The sequence below is a fragment of the Shouchella clausii genome (genome assembly GCF_002250115.1).
Taxonomy (GTDB): Bacteria; Bacillota; Bacilli; order Bacillales; family Bacillaceae_D; genus Shouchella; species Shouchella clausii.
In genome coordinates, this window is the sequence record NZ_CP019985.1 from 2,028,681 (window position 1) to 2,045,429 (window position 16,749).

Sequence of the window (16,749 nt, forward strand, 5' to 3'; positions counted from 1 at the left end):
GGTGTAGGGATGATTATTCACTCAATTGTTTTCTGCATTCGTCACGTAGTTTGATAAGTTCAGGGGAGGGGTCAATGGCAAATTCTTCATCAAGCATGTTGACCAATTTGTTATATTGCCTTTCGAAATAAAAGGGCTCGTTTAACGCAGCGTAAATTTTCATGAGCATAAAATAACTCTCCTCCAGAAATGGGTACATTTCTTGGATTTTTTGGCCTAGTCTAGCAGCTTGCTCGTATTGGCCCCGCTCGAAAAGGTAGATTGCCACGGCAGTCGCCGTTTCGCGCCACAGGTTTTTTAAATGTTCACGCTTATTCTCGGCCCAAAGGTAATCTTCTTCGCGTAAATAATCACCTCGGTATTCATCCAGTAATGTCAGGTAAGCCGAAAGTGTACCGTCTGAAAGCGCTGGAAGCTGGCTCCATTTCTTTTCCCATTCCAAATAATCAATGTGGATGTCGCCTACTTCTAATGTGTAGCTTTGTTCAAAATTGTCAATTTGAATGGAAGGGAATACGCTGGTAAGCGTTTTTCGGATCAAATAGACAGTTGAATACAGTTGCGCATAGGCTTTTTTGTAATCGCTGTCTGGCCAAAAAGTCTCGATGATCACGTCTTTGCGGACATGGTGTCCAAGGTGGTGTAGCAAAAATAAAAACAACCCTTTCGCTTTGGAGGTTCGCCAATGGATATGAATTGGTTTTTCTCCAGAAAAGAATTGTAACGAAGGGAGGCAACATATCGTTGTTTTTTCAGCAGGGACACTTTCCTGCTGTTTTTTTGTTTGTAGGCGTTCAAGCGTCTTTTTTAGTCTATTCTTGCTGATTGGTTTCATGATGTAATCGACTGCATTTAATTCAAATGCTTTGACTGCATATTCTTGGTAGGCGGTGACAAACACAATTTGGATGTCAGGGTGTTTGCTTAGAACTGTTTCGGCCAGTTCCATGCCGTTTACATTGGCAATTTCAATATCCAAAAACAACAAGTCTGGCGGTGTGCTCAGCACCCAGTCGAGCGCTGTAGAAGCAGAAGTAAATGATCCGGTGATTTCAACGTCTCCAACCCCAAGCAACTGGTTTTCCAAGAAAGTCAGTGCATGAGGCTCATCATCCACGAGCACAGCTTTCATACGGAGCCCCCCTTTTTTCAACGTTTTTTCTTCATTATAGCAATTTCTTCCCAGATAACCTACTGAAATTTGAAAAAACTAGTAATAAATTCGGTGTAGAGGACTATATAGTTTTTGTGGAGATGGGTTTGATACATTTCGTTAGGCTGATCAATGCCTGAAAAGGTGTTTTTTGGTGAAAATGCTAAAAGGGAGGGGACAAGAATGAAGAACAAAGCTACTGCGATATTGCTTATTTTTGTTTTGCTGGTGCAAGCTTTTATTGCCCAGTTAGCAGGAGCTGTGCAAGTGTATGCACAAGAGCCGGAGGCCAGCACATTTGAAGCTTTGGCTAGCCTTGTTGATGAAAACGGGGAGCCATTAACAGAAGAGGCCACACTAGCAGCGGAAGACCAAGTGCATGTAAAGATTGACTGGTCATTAACCGGACACACACAACAAGAGACATACCACATAAAGTTGCCAGAGCAATGGCAGCCAGACAAGATTGAATGGAAAGAAGAAGGACATGGAGACGAGATGGTTACATACTCGCTAAATGGAACAGAACTGACCATGTCTTTCCCGGAGCAAGAGGAAGCTGTACAGGCAAGCGGCACGGTTGAACTTTCTGCTTATTTTTCGCAAGACGCAATTGGTGAAGCCGCGGAAGCCGATCTTGTGTTTCTAGTTGGAGACACAGCGCAAGTCATTCCAGTGTCTTTTCAAGTAAAGGAAGAACTTGAACAGGAGCCTGTACAAGAAGAGGCGCCAGCGTCTACTGAAGAGGAACAAGTGAACGAGGAAGGCGATACGCCTGAATCGGAAAAGCAAGCACCAGAAACGGAAAAAGAAGTGGAAACGCCAGTGGCAGACGAGGAAGAAGTCGCTGCTGAAGAAAAGCAAGAGGAAGCAAGTAAGGAAGAACAAGAAGAAGCAAGTAAGGAAAATGAAGAAGACGTAGAGGCGAATGATCAAGAGGCGGAAGCTACAGAAGCAGCGGAAGCCGATGTAGTAAGCCAGGCAGTTGTCGGGGAAATCGAGAAAAATATTATTACAGGCATCGTCCTTAGGGATGGGGACGGCAATTTGATCAACGCTGATGAAAATCCAGGAAACAAGCCAGCGCTCGGTGATGATGTTCAAATCGAAATCACCTGGGAGCTTCCAAATGGCCATGGGTATGGAAGTGGCTCGACATTTACGTTTTCCTTGCCAGACATTTTCCACGTTTACAATGACGTAAATGGTGAGCTCACATTTGGAGATACAACCGTCGGTTCTTTTACGTTAAAAGAAGATGGCACGGTTGTTATGACATTCAACGAACAAATCGAGGAATTATCGAATGTCCATGGGCTGCTAAACTTTCGGACGATTATTCGTGAGGACCTTGTAGGCGACGTCGATCGTGAAGTCGTGTTTGACGTCAAAGATGAAGTGGTGGCCAACATCCCAATTTCGCTCCAACCGAAGGCAGGATCGGACATCGATAAACGGGGGCAAGTGAACCGTGCCTACAATGCAACAGAAATTGAGTGGACTGTCGATTTCAACAAACAGTTAAAAACGATCAATCAAGCTGTGCTGAAAGACCCGATTCAACAGCGCCAAGCATTGAAAAAGGATTCAATTGAAGTCTATAAACTGGATGTCCAGCTTGACGGCACTGTTAAGCAAGGCGAGCGGGTAGACCCGAGCGAGTATACGGTCACAGAAGACCCGTTTGAAATTCAGTTTGGCGATATTTCTTCTGCTTATCGGGTCGTGTTTTCAACAGAGATTACCGATGAAGACGGCACGAACTATGCCAATAAAGCGACATTAACAGGCAAGAATAGCGAGGATCTGTCGGCAGAAGCGAGTGTGACAACAAGACGCGGTGAGGCGCTAGCAAAGCGCAATGCAAGCTACGATCCAGCTACACAAACGATTACGTGGGAAATCCATTATAATTACAACGAAAAATCGATTAAACAAGCAGATGCTGTGTTGGTCGACTCGTTTAGCGAAAGCCACGATTTGATTGCCGATTCAATTAAAGTGGAGCGCATTACCCTTGATGAGAACGGCAACGAAAAAGAAGCAGTGAACGCAGACAATTATGAAGTAACGCCAGGGCAACATGGTTTTGAGCTGAAGTTTACAGAAGACATCAACGATGCCTACAAGATTACGTATAAGACGAAAGCGAATGAACGGGTCTTGGAAGATGGCAAGATTGATAACATTGTTAAATCAGGTGGAAGAGAAGCAAATGGAAGCCAAGGAACGAGCCAGCAAGTGCTCCATAAAGGTTATTCCAACATCAACTACAAAGACAAAACGGTCCAATGGCGCATTGACTTTAACCGTGATGGCTATGAAATGAAAGACGTGTTCTTTACCGATACGTTTACGAACGGCGGGTTAGAGCTAGAAAGAGATTCGTTTAAAGTGTTGCGGAAAGGGATAGAAGTCGACCCATCGGAATATACGTTGGAAGAGACAGATGAAGGCTTTACGCTCCGCTTTCATGAACCGATTTCTGAACCACATCAGATCGTGTATACAACGAAGTTCCATTATGACGAGTTGAGAGGTGACCAATTCCGAAACCACGTTCATATGAAGTGGACAACGGAAGATGGAAAAACGTGGGAAAAAGAGGCATCTTCAGGTTTCAAACCGGACACATATACAACGAACAACGGCTTTAAAAATGGTTCTTATAATGCGGTGACGAAAGAAATCACATGGACGGTCGGCATTAACTACGACTTAAAGAACTTGACGGTGATGAATGTCACAGATTACATCAAAGGAAAGCAAACGCTTGTCGAAGGGTCGATCGAAGTGTATCGAGCTGAATTGACCGGCGGCAGCAATGGCATTAGAAAAGGCGAAAAGCTGGAGCCGAGCGAATATGAACTAGAATTGCTTTCTGATGAGAAGCCTGGATTCCATGTACGTTTTCCAGGAGAACGCGATGAAGCTTATATCATTGAATACAAAACAAGTGTGGAAGGCGAGTTGATCGTCGACCGCTATGACAACACCGCTACCCTTAGCAGCGAAGGGCGTGAGCCAGTTGATTTGAACGCCCATGTGACCGTTCAGCATGGCGGCAGCTATGTTGAAAAAGGTGGTAAACAGAATGGCAAAGTCATTGATTGGAACGTTGCCATTAACGCCGGCCAATCAAAAGTATCCGAGGCAAAAGTCATCGACCAACAGCAAGCGAATCAAATCCTGCTTGAAGACTCGTTCCGCCTGTATGCGACAACGGTCAGCGGAAACGGGCAGTTTGCAAAAGCAGAAGAGCTAGAGCGTGACAAAGACTATACACTCGAGATCAACACAGCTGATGACGGATCGCAAACGTTTGTCCTATCCTTCTTAGAAGACATCAGCAGGCCGTATATCCTCGAATACCAGTCTTACATCAATGCAAGCGATGGCGAAGAAATCAGCAATACGATTAAATTTGAAGGCAAACAAATCACAACTGAAAGAACGGACTCAAGTGAAACGATCAAAGTCCGTCTCACTGACGGTGGTGGCAGTGGCTCAGGGGAACGCGGCAGTCTTGAAGTCATCAAAGTCGACGCCAACAGCAAAGAAGTGTTGCCTGGTGCACGCTTTACGCTGTATGACAAGGAAGGCAAAATTGCTTTGCGCACCGTTGTGACAGGGGAAGACGGCAAGGCGATATTCCGGAACTTGCGCTATGACGATTACTTGTTAAAAGAAGACAGTGCCCCTGACGGCTATGTTGTCGGCATCGATGCTGAAACCGTAAAAGTTGACAGCAAAACGACAACAATCACGGTGGAAAACAAGAAAATCACCCGTGAAGTTGCGTTAACCAAAGTCGATGTAGACACAAAACAAGCGCTAGCTGGCGCGGAGTTTGCATTAGAGAAAAAAGCAGGCGACAATTGGGAGACAATTGAGGAAGGGCTTGTTACGAACGAAGACGGCCAACTTGTATTAACCGAATTGGAACCTGGTGACTACCGGTTTGTGGAAACGAAAGCGCCTGTCGGTTATGAACTTGACAATCAGCCAATCGAATTCACGATTGACGACAAACAGACAGAACGAATCCTTTTAACAAAAGACAATGTCATCATCAAAGGCAGCGCTGTTTTGAAAAAAGTCGACGCAGCCACTGGTGAACCACTTGAAGGAGTATCCTTTAAACTCGTCCAAGACGGGAAGACAATAAAAGAAGATCTTGTCAGTGACAAAGATGGCTTCGTAAAAGTAAGCGGCCTTCGCCCAGGAGCCTATGAACTGATCGAAACAACAGCGTTAGAAAATTATAAGCTAGACCCAACGCCGATTCCGTTTGAAATCGAAGCGGGCCAAGAGAAAGAACTTACTATTGGCGAGAAAGAGAACGCCCTGGTCACAGGCGGCATACGTTTGACAAAAGTCGATGCCGATGACAATCGCCTTGCCCTGCAAGGAGCCGTGTTTGCCCTTCTTGATGAAGAAGGCAATGTCTTAAGGGAAGGGCTGGAAACAGATGACTCTGGCCAGTTGACGATTGAGCAGCTTGCTCCTGGCAACTACCAGCTTGTCGAAACAAAAGCACCTGTTGATTATGAACTCGATGACACGCCAATTCCTTTTACAATCGAGAAAAGCCAACAGGAAACGATTCAAGTTGAAAGAAAGGTCGAAAACCACTTAATCACAGGAGCAGTCGAACTGAAAAAACAAGATAGCAAAGACGGCTCAGTTTTAGAAGGAGCGGAGTTCTCCCTCTATACAGAAGACGGTGAACTTGTGGAAGAAGGCCTCGTTACTGGTGAGGATGGGACAGTGTATGTCGAAGGCTTGAAGCCAGGCAAGTATTACTTTGTCGAGACACAAGCACCTGCCCATTACCAAGCTGACGATACAAAGCGTCCTTTTACAATTGAACGGAGCCAGCTTGAAAAAGTAGAGCTAATCGTCGAAAACGTGCTCATCCCAGGTGCGGCCACGTTAATCAAAGTCGACGAAGACAATGAAAACGTCCGTCTAGAGGGTGCCGTTTATACCCTTGAAGATGAAGACGGAACGGTCATTGAAGAAGGGTTAACTACGGATGAAGAAGGGCGCATTGTCGTCACTGACTTGCCTCCTGGTGTTTACTATTTTATTGAAACGAAAGCGCCTGAGCATTATCAGTTAGACAATACGCCAATCAAAGTTGAGATCGAAAAGGGCCAACAAGAGGCGATTCAAGTCAAAGCGGTGAATAAACTCGTCACAGGCAGCGTGGTGCTTGAAAAGCATGACAGCGAAAGCGATGCGCTGTTGTTAGAAGGGGCGGAGTTCTCGCTTGTTGACGAAAATGGCAACACGGTCAAAGAGGGGCTCACGACAGACGCAAGCGGCCGTATTGTTGTTGAAGGATTAAAACCAGGCAAATATGCATTTGTGGAAACAAAAGCGCCTGCCGATTATCAGTTAGACGAAAAGCCAATTCCGTTCGAGATTGTTCGCAGCCAAAAAGAAGCACTGGTTGTAGAAAAGAGCAACACGTTAATACCGGGTGCTGTTGAATTGGTGAAAGTCAATCAACACGATACAGCCGAGACATTAGCGGGTGCTGAATTTACGTTGCTTGATGGCGAAGGGAATGTCTTAGAAGAAGGGCTAACTACAGACGAAGAAGGCAAGCTGCGCGTTGAACAACTTGCCCCAGGCACGTATCAATTTATCGAAACGAAAGCGCCACAAGGCTTTGAATTGTCAAGTGAACCGCTGCCGTTTGTCATTGAACGGAGCCAGCAAGAAACGCTAAAAGTTACGGCGTTCAACAAGTTGGTTCGCGGTGAAATCGAGTTGAGCAAGATTGACAGTGACAATGACGCAATTGCTTTAAAAGGGGCCGAGTTTGAACTGCGGACCAAAACAGGCGAAGTCGTTGCTTCTGGCACAACCAATGATGCAGGCAAACTTGTCCTAAGTGACATTTTGCCAGGGGACTATGTACTTGTCGAAACGAAAGCACCTTTTGGCTATCAACTTGATGCCACACCGATCGATGTAACGGTTGATCGTGACCAAAAAACAGCTGTTTCTGTCACAAAAGAAAACACGCTTATTCCTGGTTCGGTCATTGTGGAAAAAGTGGACGCAGCTGACCAACAATTGTTGTTAACAGGAGCCGCGTTTAGCCTTCTGGATGAAGCGGGGAATGTATTGCAAGAGAACCTTATGACTGACCAACATGGAAGACTGGAAATAAACAACCTGCCGCCAGGGGATTATCAACTTGTCGAAACAAAAGCGCCTGAGCATTATCAGTTAGACGAAACGCCGATTGTGTTTACGATTGAGAAAGGCCAAACTGCCGCGCCAGTGATAACAGTTGAAAACACGCTCACGCCAGGAAGCGTCGAAATTGTGAAGGTTGACAGCAGCGATGGTGCACGTTTGGAAGGAGCCGTCTTTACCGTGCTAACAGAGGATGGCGACATCGTTGCAGAAGGGCTGACAACCGATGGATCAGGCAGCGTACAGCTTGATGGCTTAGCGCCAGGCAAGTACCAACTTGTTGAAACAAAGGCGCCAGCTGACTACCAGCTAAACGAAACGCCGATTCTGTTTGAAATTAGCAAGGGCCAAACAGAACGGCTTGTGCTAACGGTTGAAAATACTCTCATCCCACCAGGTGAAGAGCCAAAAGAACCACAGCCGCCTAGCGAGCCAAAAGAACCACAACCGCCTAGCGAGCCGAAGCAGCCACCGACAGAACCAGGCGATGGCCAAACGCCAACTGGGCCACAAAACAATAACGGCGGCACAGGAACAGGCAAGACAGGGCAACCAAAAGCAGGTGGCGGTGAGCCAAGTCCGCTGCTTTCAAAAGGAGCACAGCCTGCTTCAGGGGGACAATTGCCACAAACAGGCGAAACCGAGATGTTCATGTTGATGGTTGCCGGATTGTTGTTGATGGCGATTGGCGCTCTTACACTAGTGAACGGACGTTTGGCAAGAAAAAGGGGATAGAAAGAAGGGACATTTCTTGCGAAAAAGGACATTTTTTATAGGAATGTTGCTCATCATTGCGGGACTGGCGCTTGTCGCTGTCCCGCTAACAAAAGAGTGGCAGCAGGCAAATGGAGTGGCTCAACTAGAAAAAGCGCTAGCCGCTGTCCAAACGGGAGAAACGATTGAAGAGACGGATGGAGAAGCGACCATTGGAGAGACGGATGAGTCACCATCCCCTTGGACAAAAGAACAGTTAGAGGCAGTGATGGAACTGGAAATCCCTGCAATTGACTTAAAACAGTATATACTTGATGAAACAACGGATGAAAACTTGGCCTTAACGCTAACGCAAATAAAGCAAGAACAAGTGCCAGGAGAAGGAAACTTTGCTGTCGCGGGCCATCGTGGCTACCGAGGCGACAGGCATTTCCGGCAATTGCTAAATGTGCAAAAAGGCGATGAAATTCGCCTTCATGCCGATGACGGCAAAACGTATATTTATGTGGTCAAGAGCACGGAAATTATCGAACCAACTGATGTAGACGTGTTAAACGATGGAGAGCAGCCGGAAATTACATTAATTACGTGTACGTTATCGGGCCAGCAGCGTGTAGCGGTGAAAGGCGACTTAATTGATGTGATTGAAGCGTAGAGAAAGAGAGAATCAAACAGATGAGCGACGGTTATTTGCCAACCGTCGCTCGTCTTATTTTTTTAGTTCGCGTTTAAAATAGCGAATGCCGAGAATAAGAAAATATCCACCAAGCCCAAAGAAGCCGAACAAGAAAACGAATGCGAAAATCTGGTAAAGGGCTGTTCCGATTGAAAATTGGTCCAATGGTAGACTTCCTTTCCTATAATTTTAAGAAGCAGCGAACAGACAGGCGTTGGCGCTCGGAAACGCGGTAGCCTGCTATTGCTGATAAACGAGCTGTTAAGCGCTTTTATTCGTACTGGATAGGCATTAATGGCCTTTTTTCTTTTTAAGCCTGCGAAACAATTCAAGCTGTTCACCTAAAAATTCTTTTTCTTCCTCATCTAAATTCGTGAACGTATAAGCAGAGCCGTTTTCTTTTACTTTGTCGGACGGTGCGGCTTTAATGTCTGTTTCTCCCGCAATATACGCAATGGAAACATTATATTTTTCGGCGAGCTGCTTTAATTTGGCAATCGAAGGTTCGTTGCGCCCTTGTTCGTAAAAGCCGTATGCACTTTCCGTAATGCCAAGGAACGAAGCGACTTCTTGTTGCGTTAGCTGGTGAGCTTTCCGCAGCTCTCGTAAGCGGTCATTCAGTTCAGCCATAAACAAATCCTTCCTATTTGTTATTGTCACAATTATACAACTAAAAGTTGGGTAAAGGAACAAAACGAACATGAACACTCTGTAAAATTGGGTAAAATGCTTGACTCCCTAATTTACGTTGGGTAAACTGACTACAAATGGGAGCGCCTTCCTACATAACTCCATGACTTGCACGTGCTATTGAGGGAAAGAGTTCATTCGGTACGGCCACCGCCGCGTATCCTCTTACCTATTGAAGAGCGCCTCATTTTGAAAAGACTGATTTTATTGACAAGGAGGAGGTGAAAAAGTGGCTGATATTCCCTACAGCGTCTGTTCCTGTTTATACACGGGCATCCAAAAAAGCATTGCTTTTCTGACAATGCAAGCCAATGCCGTGCAAGCATCAAAGGAGTGTGTATGGAAAAGGTATGACGACCAGCTGTATCACGAAGTAAAAGAAGCGTTGCAATGGCACCGCCAACATTGTATGGCTGATACGAGCCATTTAGAAGAAGCGTTGCGTGTCTTTGAAAACACCTATAACCAAGTACATGATAAATAACAGCAGACGTCTTTCTCCGTAAGGTCGTTATGTGTACGACTACTTATTAATAAAAACGTTTACAATCAACAGTTAACAAAAGTGGCGATTGCCACCAAAGCCCCACTTCAAGCAATCCGAATGTAGCAAGCAGTGGGTCGTTCACTTGTGAAAGAGGGGTTGACTATGAAATATGCATATCTCATTTTAGCGGTTGTAGGATTGGTGCTGTCCGGCTGCGGCGGCGGGACGGCGGAAGAAGATACGATGGCCTTGGATGAGGGGGCTGCGTCTGTGGATGAAAACAATAAAACGTTAACGATTGCCCTTGGCACCGACATCGTCACATTTGATATCCATGACCACAACAATACGTCAACAGAAGCTGTCCATGACAACATGTTTAACTATTTATTCAAACGTGACGAAAACAATGTCATCCAGCCAGAGCTCGTTGATACATTTACGCAAATCGATGACGTCACCGTCGAAATGACATTAAAAGAAGGTGTGACTTTCCACAATGGCGATACACTCACAGCAGAAGACGTGAAATTTACACTTGAACGTGTCGCTACAGATGAAACGCTGCAAGAATATCCGAATTATCGGCAAATTAAGGAAGTCGACACCATCGATGAACGGACTTTCCAGATCATTACGCACGAACCTGAGCCATCTTTGTTGCACCGTTTGTCACGACTTGGGTCAGGCATCCTGCCGAAACGCTACATTGAAGAAGAAGGGTGGGACCATTTTCTCGCCCATCCAATTGGGACAGGACCGTATGAATTTAAAGAATGGGTCCGTGATTCACGGATTGTGTTGACGCCTTATGACGATTATTTTGAAGGGCCAGTAGAAGAGTGGGATGAAGTCGTCTTCCGCATTATTCCAGAAAATTCAACCCGCGTATCGGAGCTGCTGACAGGCGGAGTCGATATCGCCGTCAACATCCCGCCTGCTGATTGGGACCGGGTCAACGGCAATGCAGGGACAGCGATGAAATCAGAGACGTCCAACCGGACGATGATGCTAATTCTCCGGGCGACAGACGGCTACCCGACTGCCGATGTCCGCGTCCGCAAAGCGCTTAATTTGGCAATTGACAACGGGGCGATTACGGACAGCGCCTTGCGCGGGGCAGGGACGCCGACTAAAACGCGCGTAGCGCCAGGCAATTTTGGTGCGGAGGAATCTTTGTATGATACGTATGACTATGATCCTGAAGAAGCAAAGCGTCTCCTTGAAGAAGCTGGTTATGGCGATGGATTTGAAATGACGCTCCATTCCCCTAGGGGGCGCTATTTGCAAGATGCTGAAATAGCCGAGTTGATTGGCGGCATGCTGCAAGCGATCAATGTCAGCGTCAATGTCGAGCTGATGGAATGGAGCAATTTCGTCGAAATGCGCCAAGCAGGCGCCAATAAAGATGCTTATTTGATCGGCTTAGGAAATTCAATGTTTGACGGCGCTTACAGTGTCGACTGGTACCGCTCTGATCGTTTTGTCGGCCAAACTGACTATAAAAATAAAGAGATAGACGCATTGCTCGAAGCTTCGGCTGTCAATATGGACCAAACCGAACGGGCTGAGCAACTGAAAGAAATCCAGCGCATTGCCGATGAAGAGCTGCCCCATATAATGCTTCATCAAGAGACCGTCAATTATGGTGTCAATGATCGGATTGATTTTGTCCCAAAAATGGATGAAATGATCTACGCACCTGAAATTAAGAGAAAATAAAAACGACGGCCGGGGGAACCTGGCCTTTGCAAAGGAGGCGAGCCAATGGGCCCTTTTTTACTGAAGCGCTTGGCACAAATCATTCCAGTGCTATTCATTATTTCGTTTGTCATTTTCGCGCTCGTCTACATAGCCGGCAACCCTGTAGCGCTCATGTTGCCGGATGATGCGTCCCAAGAGGAGATAGACCAATTGACGGCCTCGCTTGGTTTAGATAGGCCGTTTATTGTCCAGTACGGCAACTATCTCCTTCATCTTATGCAAGGTGATTTTGGTGATTCATTCCGCTACAACACAAGCGCATTGCCTCTTGTGCTTGAGCGGCTTCCTGCGACGTTGGAACTAGCTGTCGCCGCTTTAACGCTAGCTGTATGTATTGCGATTCCACTCGGGATTTGGTCGGCGACCAAGCAAAACTCACCGTTAGACTTGATAGCAGCAGGTGGGGCAGTGCTTGGCAAAGCGATGCCTAATTTTTGGCTTGGCATCATGTTGATCTTGCTTTTTTCCGTTACACTCGGCTGGTTGCCTGTTTCAGGAAGAGGGACGTTCGCCCATTTACTATTGCCTGCCATCACACTGGCAACAGGGATAGCGGCAGAAATGACGAGGCTGCTCCGTTCGAACATGATTGAAATTTTAAGCCAAGATTATATTCGCACCGCCAGAAGCAAAGGAATCCGTGAAACGTTGGTCGTTTACAAGCATGCCCTTCGCAACTCGCTCATTCCACTCGTCACGATCACTGCTTTGCAAACATCGACTGTGGTCGGCGGTACATTGATTACAGAAACGGTCTTCTCGTGGCCAGGAATCGGGCAGTTGCTCATCCAAGCCGTCAATACGAGAGACATGGCGATTGTACAAGCATGCGTGTTCGTGATCGCCTTTCTTGTGATCGCAATGAATTTGCTTGCAGACGTGCTTTACCGGTTCCTTGATCCACGGATTAAATACGACTAGGAGGGAAATCAAACCGATGGCATTGCAATTGGAACGGCTCCCGAGAATCGAGAAACGACGTCCCCATCGCGCCATAAAACGGTGGGCACGGCTCCTGCTCCGCAGCAAAACCGGGACTGTCGGATTGGCGATTGTCGCCGCTGTTATCGTGATGGCCGTATTTGCCAGCCTCTTGGCGCCCTACGATCCTAACGAAATGAACCCGGCCAACATGCTTCAGCCGCCTGTTTGGGTTGATGGGGGAACAGCTGCCCATATTCTTGGGACTGATAATTTAGGGCGCGATATTTTAAGCCGCGTCATTTACGGTTCGCAAATTTCGCTTCTTGTCGGGATTGCCGCTGTCGCCGTCGCTGGTTTCATCGGCGTGACGATTGGCATCGTTTCCGGCTATTATGGAGGCTGGGTTGATTCGTTTTTTATGCGCCTTGTCGACTCGTTTTTGTCTATTCCGAACATCTTATTTGCCCTTGTTATTTTAAGCGTGTTCGGTCCGAGTGTGTGGACATTGATTATCGTCCTTGGCGTTACCAATTGGGTAAACTACGCCCGCCTTGTCCGCGGGGAAGTACTGTCGTTAAAAGAAAGGGAATTTGTGAAAGCCGCCCGCTCGATTGGCGTTAAAAATGGCATGCTCATGTTTCGCCATTTGTTGCCGAATGTGCTGCCTGCCTTCATTGTCATTTCAACGCTCAGTGTAGCGACGACGATTATTCTTGAAGCGTCGCTCAGTTTTTTAGGCCTTGGCATCCAACCGCCTGACGTGTCTTGGGGCGGAATTTTGAGCGATGGGCGTGATTATTTGGCTACGAGCTGGTGGTTGGCAACTTTTCCAGGCTTAGCAATCACGATTACAGTGCTTGGCATTATTTTCTTAGGTGATTGGTTGCGTGATGTGCTCGATCCACGTAGCCAAAGCCGGCGGTAAGGAGAGGATCAGATGGAAAAAGAAGCGCTCTTGTCAGTGAAAGGGCTTAGGACCGAGTTTTATACAGAACATGGCGCGATCCCGTCGGTAAATGGTGTTACATTCTCCATTAAACGAGGGGAAACAGTGGCAGTCGTCGGCGAGTCGGGCTGCGGAAAAAGCGTAACATCGCTCTCGATCATGGGGCTCATTAGCGCTCCAGGAAAAGTCGTTGCTGGCGAAATTGAATTTAACGGCAACGACTTGACGGCGATCAGCGACAGCGAGTACCGCAAGCTGCGTGGAAATGAACTGTCGATGATTTTCCAAGAGCCCCTCACATCGTTAAACCCGTTATTTACAATCGGCAACCAACTGTCGGAAGTGATTTTGCTTCACCAAAACGTAATGAAAGCAGAGGCCAAGCAACAAAGCATCAATATGCTTAAAAAAGTCGGCATTCCTAGAGCGGAACAAGTTTATCGTTCTTACCCCCATGCTTTAAGCGGCGGCATGCGCCAACGTGTGATGATTGCCATTGCCCTAGCTTGTAGCCCGAAACTGCTCATTGCCGATGAGCCGACGACTGCGCTTGATGTCACGATTCAAGCACAAATTTTGCACTTGCTGCGGACGCTTGTGAAGGAAAATGGCACAGCGATTTTGCTCATTACCCATGATCTTGGCGTCGTCGCTGAAATGGCCGACACAGTGATCGTCATGTACGCTGGACAAGTAGTCGAACAAACCGATGTCATCACGCTTTTTGAACAACCAGCACATCCGTATACGGTCGGGCTGTTGGCAAGCACGCCGAAAATCGACGAACACCAACAAACGTTGCCCTCGATCGAAGGCACAGTGCCGACACCAGACACGATGCCAACAGGCTGCCGCTTTTCGCCCCGTTGCCCAAAGGCGATGGCTCGCTGTAAACAGGAAGCACCTCCGATGTTCGAAGCAACAAAGGGCCACTATGTCCGTTGCTGGTTGTTTGATGAGAAGGGAGGGGCGGCTGTATGAGCGATGTATTATTGGAAGCAAAGGGAATTACGAAGCATTTTCCAGTTAGCGAAGGCGTCCTCAAACGAAAAAAAGCGCTGCTCCGCGCCGTAGACGGTGTCGATTTAACGATTTATTCAGGGGAAACACTCGGTATTGTTGGTGAATCTGGCTGTGGCAAGTCCACATTAGGGAATGTCTTGATGCGGTTGCTTGAACCAACAAGCGGCGAATTGACATTTGACGGCAGCCCGTTTTTAACGTTAAGGGGAGAAGCATTGCGGCAAAAGCGGGCCGATATGCAAATGGTTTTCCAAGATCCGTTCTCTTCTTTAAATCCACGGATGAAAGTAATCGACATTATTGCCGAACCGTTAAAGACACATAAAAAAGCACAAGGCAAACAGTTGGTTGAACGTGTTTATGAATTGCTTGACATTGTTGGATTGGATCGTTCCTATGCAGGGCGCTATCCCCATGAATTTAGCGGCGGACAGCGCCAGCGAATTGGCATCGCCCGAGCGATTGCCTTGAAACCGAAGCTAGTGATTTGCGATGAGCCCGTGTCGGCACTGGATGTCTCGATCCAAGCACAAATTTTAAATTTGCTGGCGCGGCTGCAAAAAGAATTTCAATTAACATTTCTGTTTATTGCCCATGGGCTCCCGGCGATCAAGCATATTAGCGACCGTATCGCTGTTATGTATTTAGGCAAAGTCGTCGAGCTTGCCGATAAAGATGATTTATTTAATCAGCCGCTCCACCCATATACAGCAGGCTTAATTAGCGCCGTGCCGGTCACTGACCCACGAAAGCGCCATCAACGACAGCGAATCATTCCTGAAGGCGATATGCCAAGCCCCGTTCGTCCACCGAGCGGCTGCCGCTTCCATACACGCTGCCCGTATGCCCAGGAACGTTGCGCTGTCGAGGAACCTGTATTAGTTGAAAAAGCGGCTGGCCATCAAGTCGCTTGCCATTTTCCATTAATGAATCGGCCAGGAGGTGCGCCAGATGAACATCATTGGCAAAACGGACATGCTCCGCTTGCTTGAAACACTCGTAAACATTGATAGCGGCTCGTACTATAAAACAGGGGTGGACGCTGTCGGTAAAAAATTAATCCGCGCTTTTGAACCATTAGGGTTTAAAGCAGCTGTGTACAAACAGCCAACCTATGGAAACCACGTATTATTGCAACATGTGGAAGCAACGCAACCAGCGATTTTGTTATTGGCCCACATGGACACCGTCTATCCGGTCGGCACCGTCAAAGAAAGGCCGTTTTCCATTAAAGGAGAACGAGCGTATGGGCCAGGGGTGATTGACATGAAAGGCAGCCACGTCACCGCTTTCGCAGCACTAAAGGCACTGTGTAACGCCAACCCGCATGCAGCGAAAAACGTCGCCCTTTTGCTGACGAGCGATGAAGAAATTGGCGCCCCTACAGGCAGGCCGCTCATTGAAGAACATGGAAAAGGAAAAAGAGCCTTGCTCGTTATGGAACCAGCGAGAAAAGATGGCTCCCTTGTCACCGCAAGGAGAGGCGGCGGACGGTTTACATTAGATGTCAGCGGCAAAGCAGCCCATGCCGGTGTCGAGCCGGAAAAAGGCCGCAGCGCCATTGCTGAGTTAGCCGCTAAAATAATCAAACTGCACGCCCTCTCTGACCACGACGCAGGCATTAGCATTAACGCTGGCCTCATTGAAGGCGGCACATCCGTCAACACCGTTGCCAGCCGTGCAAAAGCGCAAATCGATGTCCGCATTTCGAAGCTGAACCAAGCAGAACCGTTGGAGAAGCGCATTCGCGCCATTTGCCAACAACCATGGCTTGACGGCACCACCATTACAGTAACAGGCGGAGTAACACGGCCACCAATGGAACGGAATCGCGACACGATGGAACTCATTTCCCTCATAAAAGCCATTGGCACCTCAATGGGCTTACATGTAACAGAAACAGCAACAGGCGGCAGTTCCGACGCTTCCTTCACATCGGCCCTCGGCATTCCGACCATTGACGGCATGGGCCCAGTCGGGGGAAACCAACATAGCGAAGAAGAATATTTGGAAATCGAATCGCTCGAAGAACGTGCCCTGCTGTTGGCTTACACAATCGAAGCGTTGTCAGCTAAAACGAAATAGGAACAGCAAATAACGCAAGCGTCACAGCCATTGCGACGTTTGCGTTTTACTATTTCATGTTCTCGTCAAAA

Annotated in this window: 12 protein-coding genes; 9 read left to right on the forward strand and 3 right to left on the reverse strand. The window is 47.4% G+C overall.

Going from position 1 to position 16,749, the window contains the following annotated elements; all coding sequences use genetic code 11:
* Window positions 1–13 precede the first annotated feature (13 nt).
* Window positions 14–1,132, reverse strand: a complete 1,119-nt coding sequence (locus tag BC8716_RS09725) for a response regulator (protein ID WP_094425229.1) — start codon at window positions 1,130–1,132, stop codon at window positions 14–16.
* A 204-nt stretch (window positions 1,133–1,336) separates the two neighbouring features.
* On the opposite strand from BC8716_RS09725, the gene BC8716_RS09730 reads away from it, so the two are divergent.
* A complete protein-coding gene (locus BC8716_RS09730; RefSeq protein ID WP_169715932.1) occupies window positions 1,337–8,104 on the forward strand; it encodes a SpaA isopeptide-forming pilin-related protein in 6,768 nt (2,255 codons plus the stop codon).
* 16 nt (window positions 8,105–8,120) lie between these two features.
* Window positions 8,121–8,738 carry a class D sortase gene (locus BC8716_RS09735; RefSeq protein ID WP_094425233.1) on the forward strand — a complete coding sequence of 206 codons (618 nt, stop codon included), beginning with the start codon at window positions 8,121–8,123 and terminating at the stop codon, window positions 8,736–8,738.
* 54 nt (window positions 8,739–8,792) lie between these two features.
* On the opposite strand, the gene BC8716_RS22805 is transcribed toward BC8716_RS09735, so the two are convergent.
* Window positions 8,793–8,924, reverse strand: a complete 132-nt coding sequence (locus BC8716_RS22805; protein WP_257006054.1) for a hypothetical protein — start codon at window positions 8,922–8,924, stop codon at window positions 8,793–8,795.
* A 126-nt stretch (window positions 8,925–9,050) separates the two neighbouring features.
* On the reverse strand, window positions 9,051–9,389 hold the full coding sequence (locus tag BC8716_RS09740) for a helix-turn-helix domain-containing protein (RefSeq protein ID WP_094425235.1): 339 nt from the start codon (window positions 9,387–9,389) through the stop codon (window positions 9,051–9,053).
* 289 nt (window positions 9,390–9,678) lie between these two features.
* Here BC8716_RS09740 and BC8716_RS09745 point away from each other — a divergent pair, with 289 nt between their 5' ends.
* From BC8716_RS09745 to BC8716_RS09775, 7 genes are all read left to right on the forward strand, one after another.
* A complete protein-coding gene (locus BC8716_RS09745; RefSeq protein ID WP_094425237.1) occupies window positions 9,679–9,933 on the forward strand; it encodes a hypothetical protein in 255 nt (84 codons plus the stop codon).
* 165 nt (window positions 9,934–10,098) lie between these two features.
* Entirely contained in the window at window positions 10,099–11,658 is a 1,560-nt protein-coding gene (locus tag BC8716_RS09750; RefSeq protein WP_094425239.1) for an ABC transporter substrate-binding protein, read from the forward strand.
* Between the two features lie 45 nt (window positions 11,659–11,703).
* The gene (locus BC8716_RS09755) at window positions 11,704–12,621 is read left to right on the forward strand and encodes an ABC transporter permease (RefSeq protein WP_094425241.1); all 918 of its coding nucleotides are present in this window, start codon (window positions 11,704–11,706) and stop codon (window positions 12,619–12,621) included.
* A gap of 16 nt (window positions 12,622–12,637) precedes the next feature.
* Window positions 12,638–13,549, forward strand: a complete 912-nt coding sequence (locus BC8716_RS09760; RefSeq protein ID WP_094425243.1) for an ABC transporter permease — start codon at window positions 12,638–12,640, stop codon at window positions 13,547–13,549.
* A 12-nt stretch (window positions 13,550–13,561) separates the two neighbouring features.
* Complete coding sequence (locus BC8716_RS09765; protein WP_094425245.1) at window positions 13,562–14,551, forward strand: ABC transporter ATP-binding protein; 990 nt, start codon at window positions 13,562–13,564, stop codon at window positions 14,549–14,551.
* Window positions 14,548–15,585: an ABC transporter ATP-binding protein gene (locus BC8716_RS09770; RefSeq protein ID WP_094425247.1), complete on the forward strand. Its 1,038-nt coding sequence runs from the start codon at window positions 14,548–14,550 to the stop codon at window positions 15,583–15,585. The genes BC8716_RS09765 and BC8716_RS09770 overlap by 4 nt, the downstream gene beginning before the upstream one ends.
* Window positions 15,545–16,678 (forward strand): M20 family metallopeptidase, encoded by a 1,134-nt coding sequence (locus tag BC8716_RS09775; protein ID WP_094425249.1) that lies wholly within the window; start codon window positions 15,545–15,547, stop codon window positions 16,676–16,678. The genes BC8716_RS09770 and BC8716_RS09775 overlap by 41 nt, the downstream gene beginning before the upstream one ends.
* The last annotated feature ends 71 nt before the right edge of the window (window positions 16,679–16,749 follow it).

Bases quoted from the DNA above. Each gene is read 5' to 3' on its own strand.
- BC8716_RS09725 (WP_094425229.1), bottom strand. From the start codon at position 1,132: ATGAAAGCTGTGCTCGTGGATGATGAGCCTCATGCACTGACTTTCTTG.
- BC8716_RS09730 (WP_169715932.1), top strand. From the start codon at position 1,337: ATGAAGAACAAAGCTACTGCGATATTGCTTATTTTTGTTTTGCTGGTG.
- BC8716_RS09740 (WP_094425235.1), bottom strand. From the start codon at position 9,389: ATGGCTGAACTGAATGACCGCTTACGAGAGCTGCGGAAAGCTCACCAG.
- BC8716_RS09750 (WP_094425239.1), top strand. From the start codon at position 10,099: ATGAAATATGCATATCTCATTTTAGCGGTTGTAGGATTGGTGCTGTCC.
- BC8716_RS09755 (WP_094425241.1), top strand. From the start codon at position 11,704: ATGGGCCCTTTTTTACTGAAGCGCTTGGCACAAATCATTCCAGTGCTA.
- BC8716_RS09760 (WP_094425243.1), top strand. From the start codon at position 12,638: ATGGCATTGCAATTGGAACGGCTCCCGAGAATCGAGAAACGACGTCCC.
- BC8716_RS09765 (WP_094425245.1), top strand. From the start codon at position 13,562: ATGGAAAAAGAAGCGCTCTTGTCAGTGAAAGGGCTTAGGACCGAGTTT.
- BC8716_RS09770 (WP_094425247.1), top strand. From the start codon at position 14,548: ATGAGCGATGTATTATTGGAAGCAAAGGGAATTACGAAGCATTTTCCA.
- BC8716_RS09775 (WP_094425249.1), top strand. From the start codon at position 15,545: ATGAACATCATTGGCAAAACGGACATGCTCCGCTTGCTTGAAACACTC.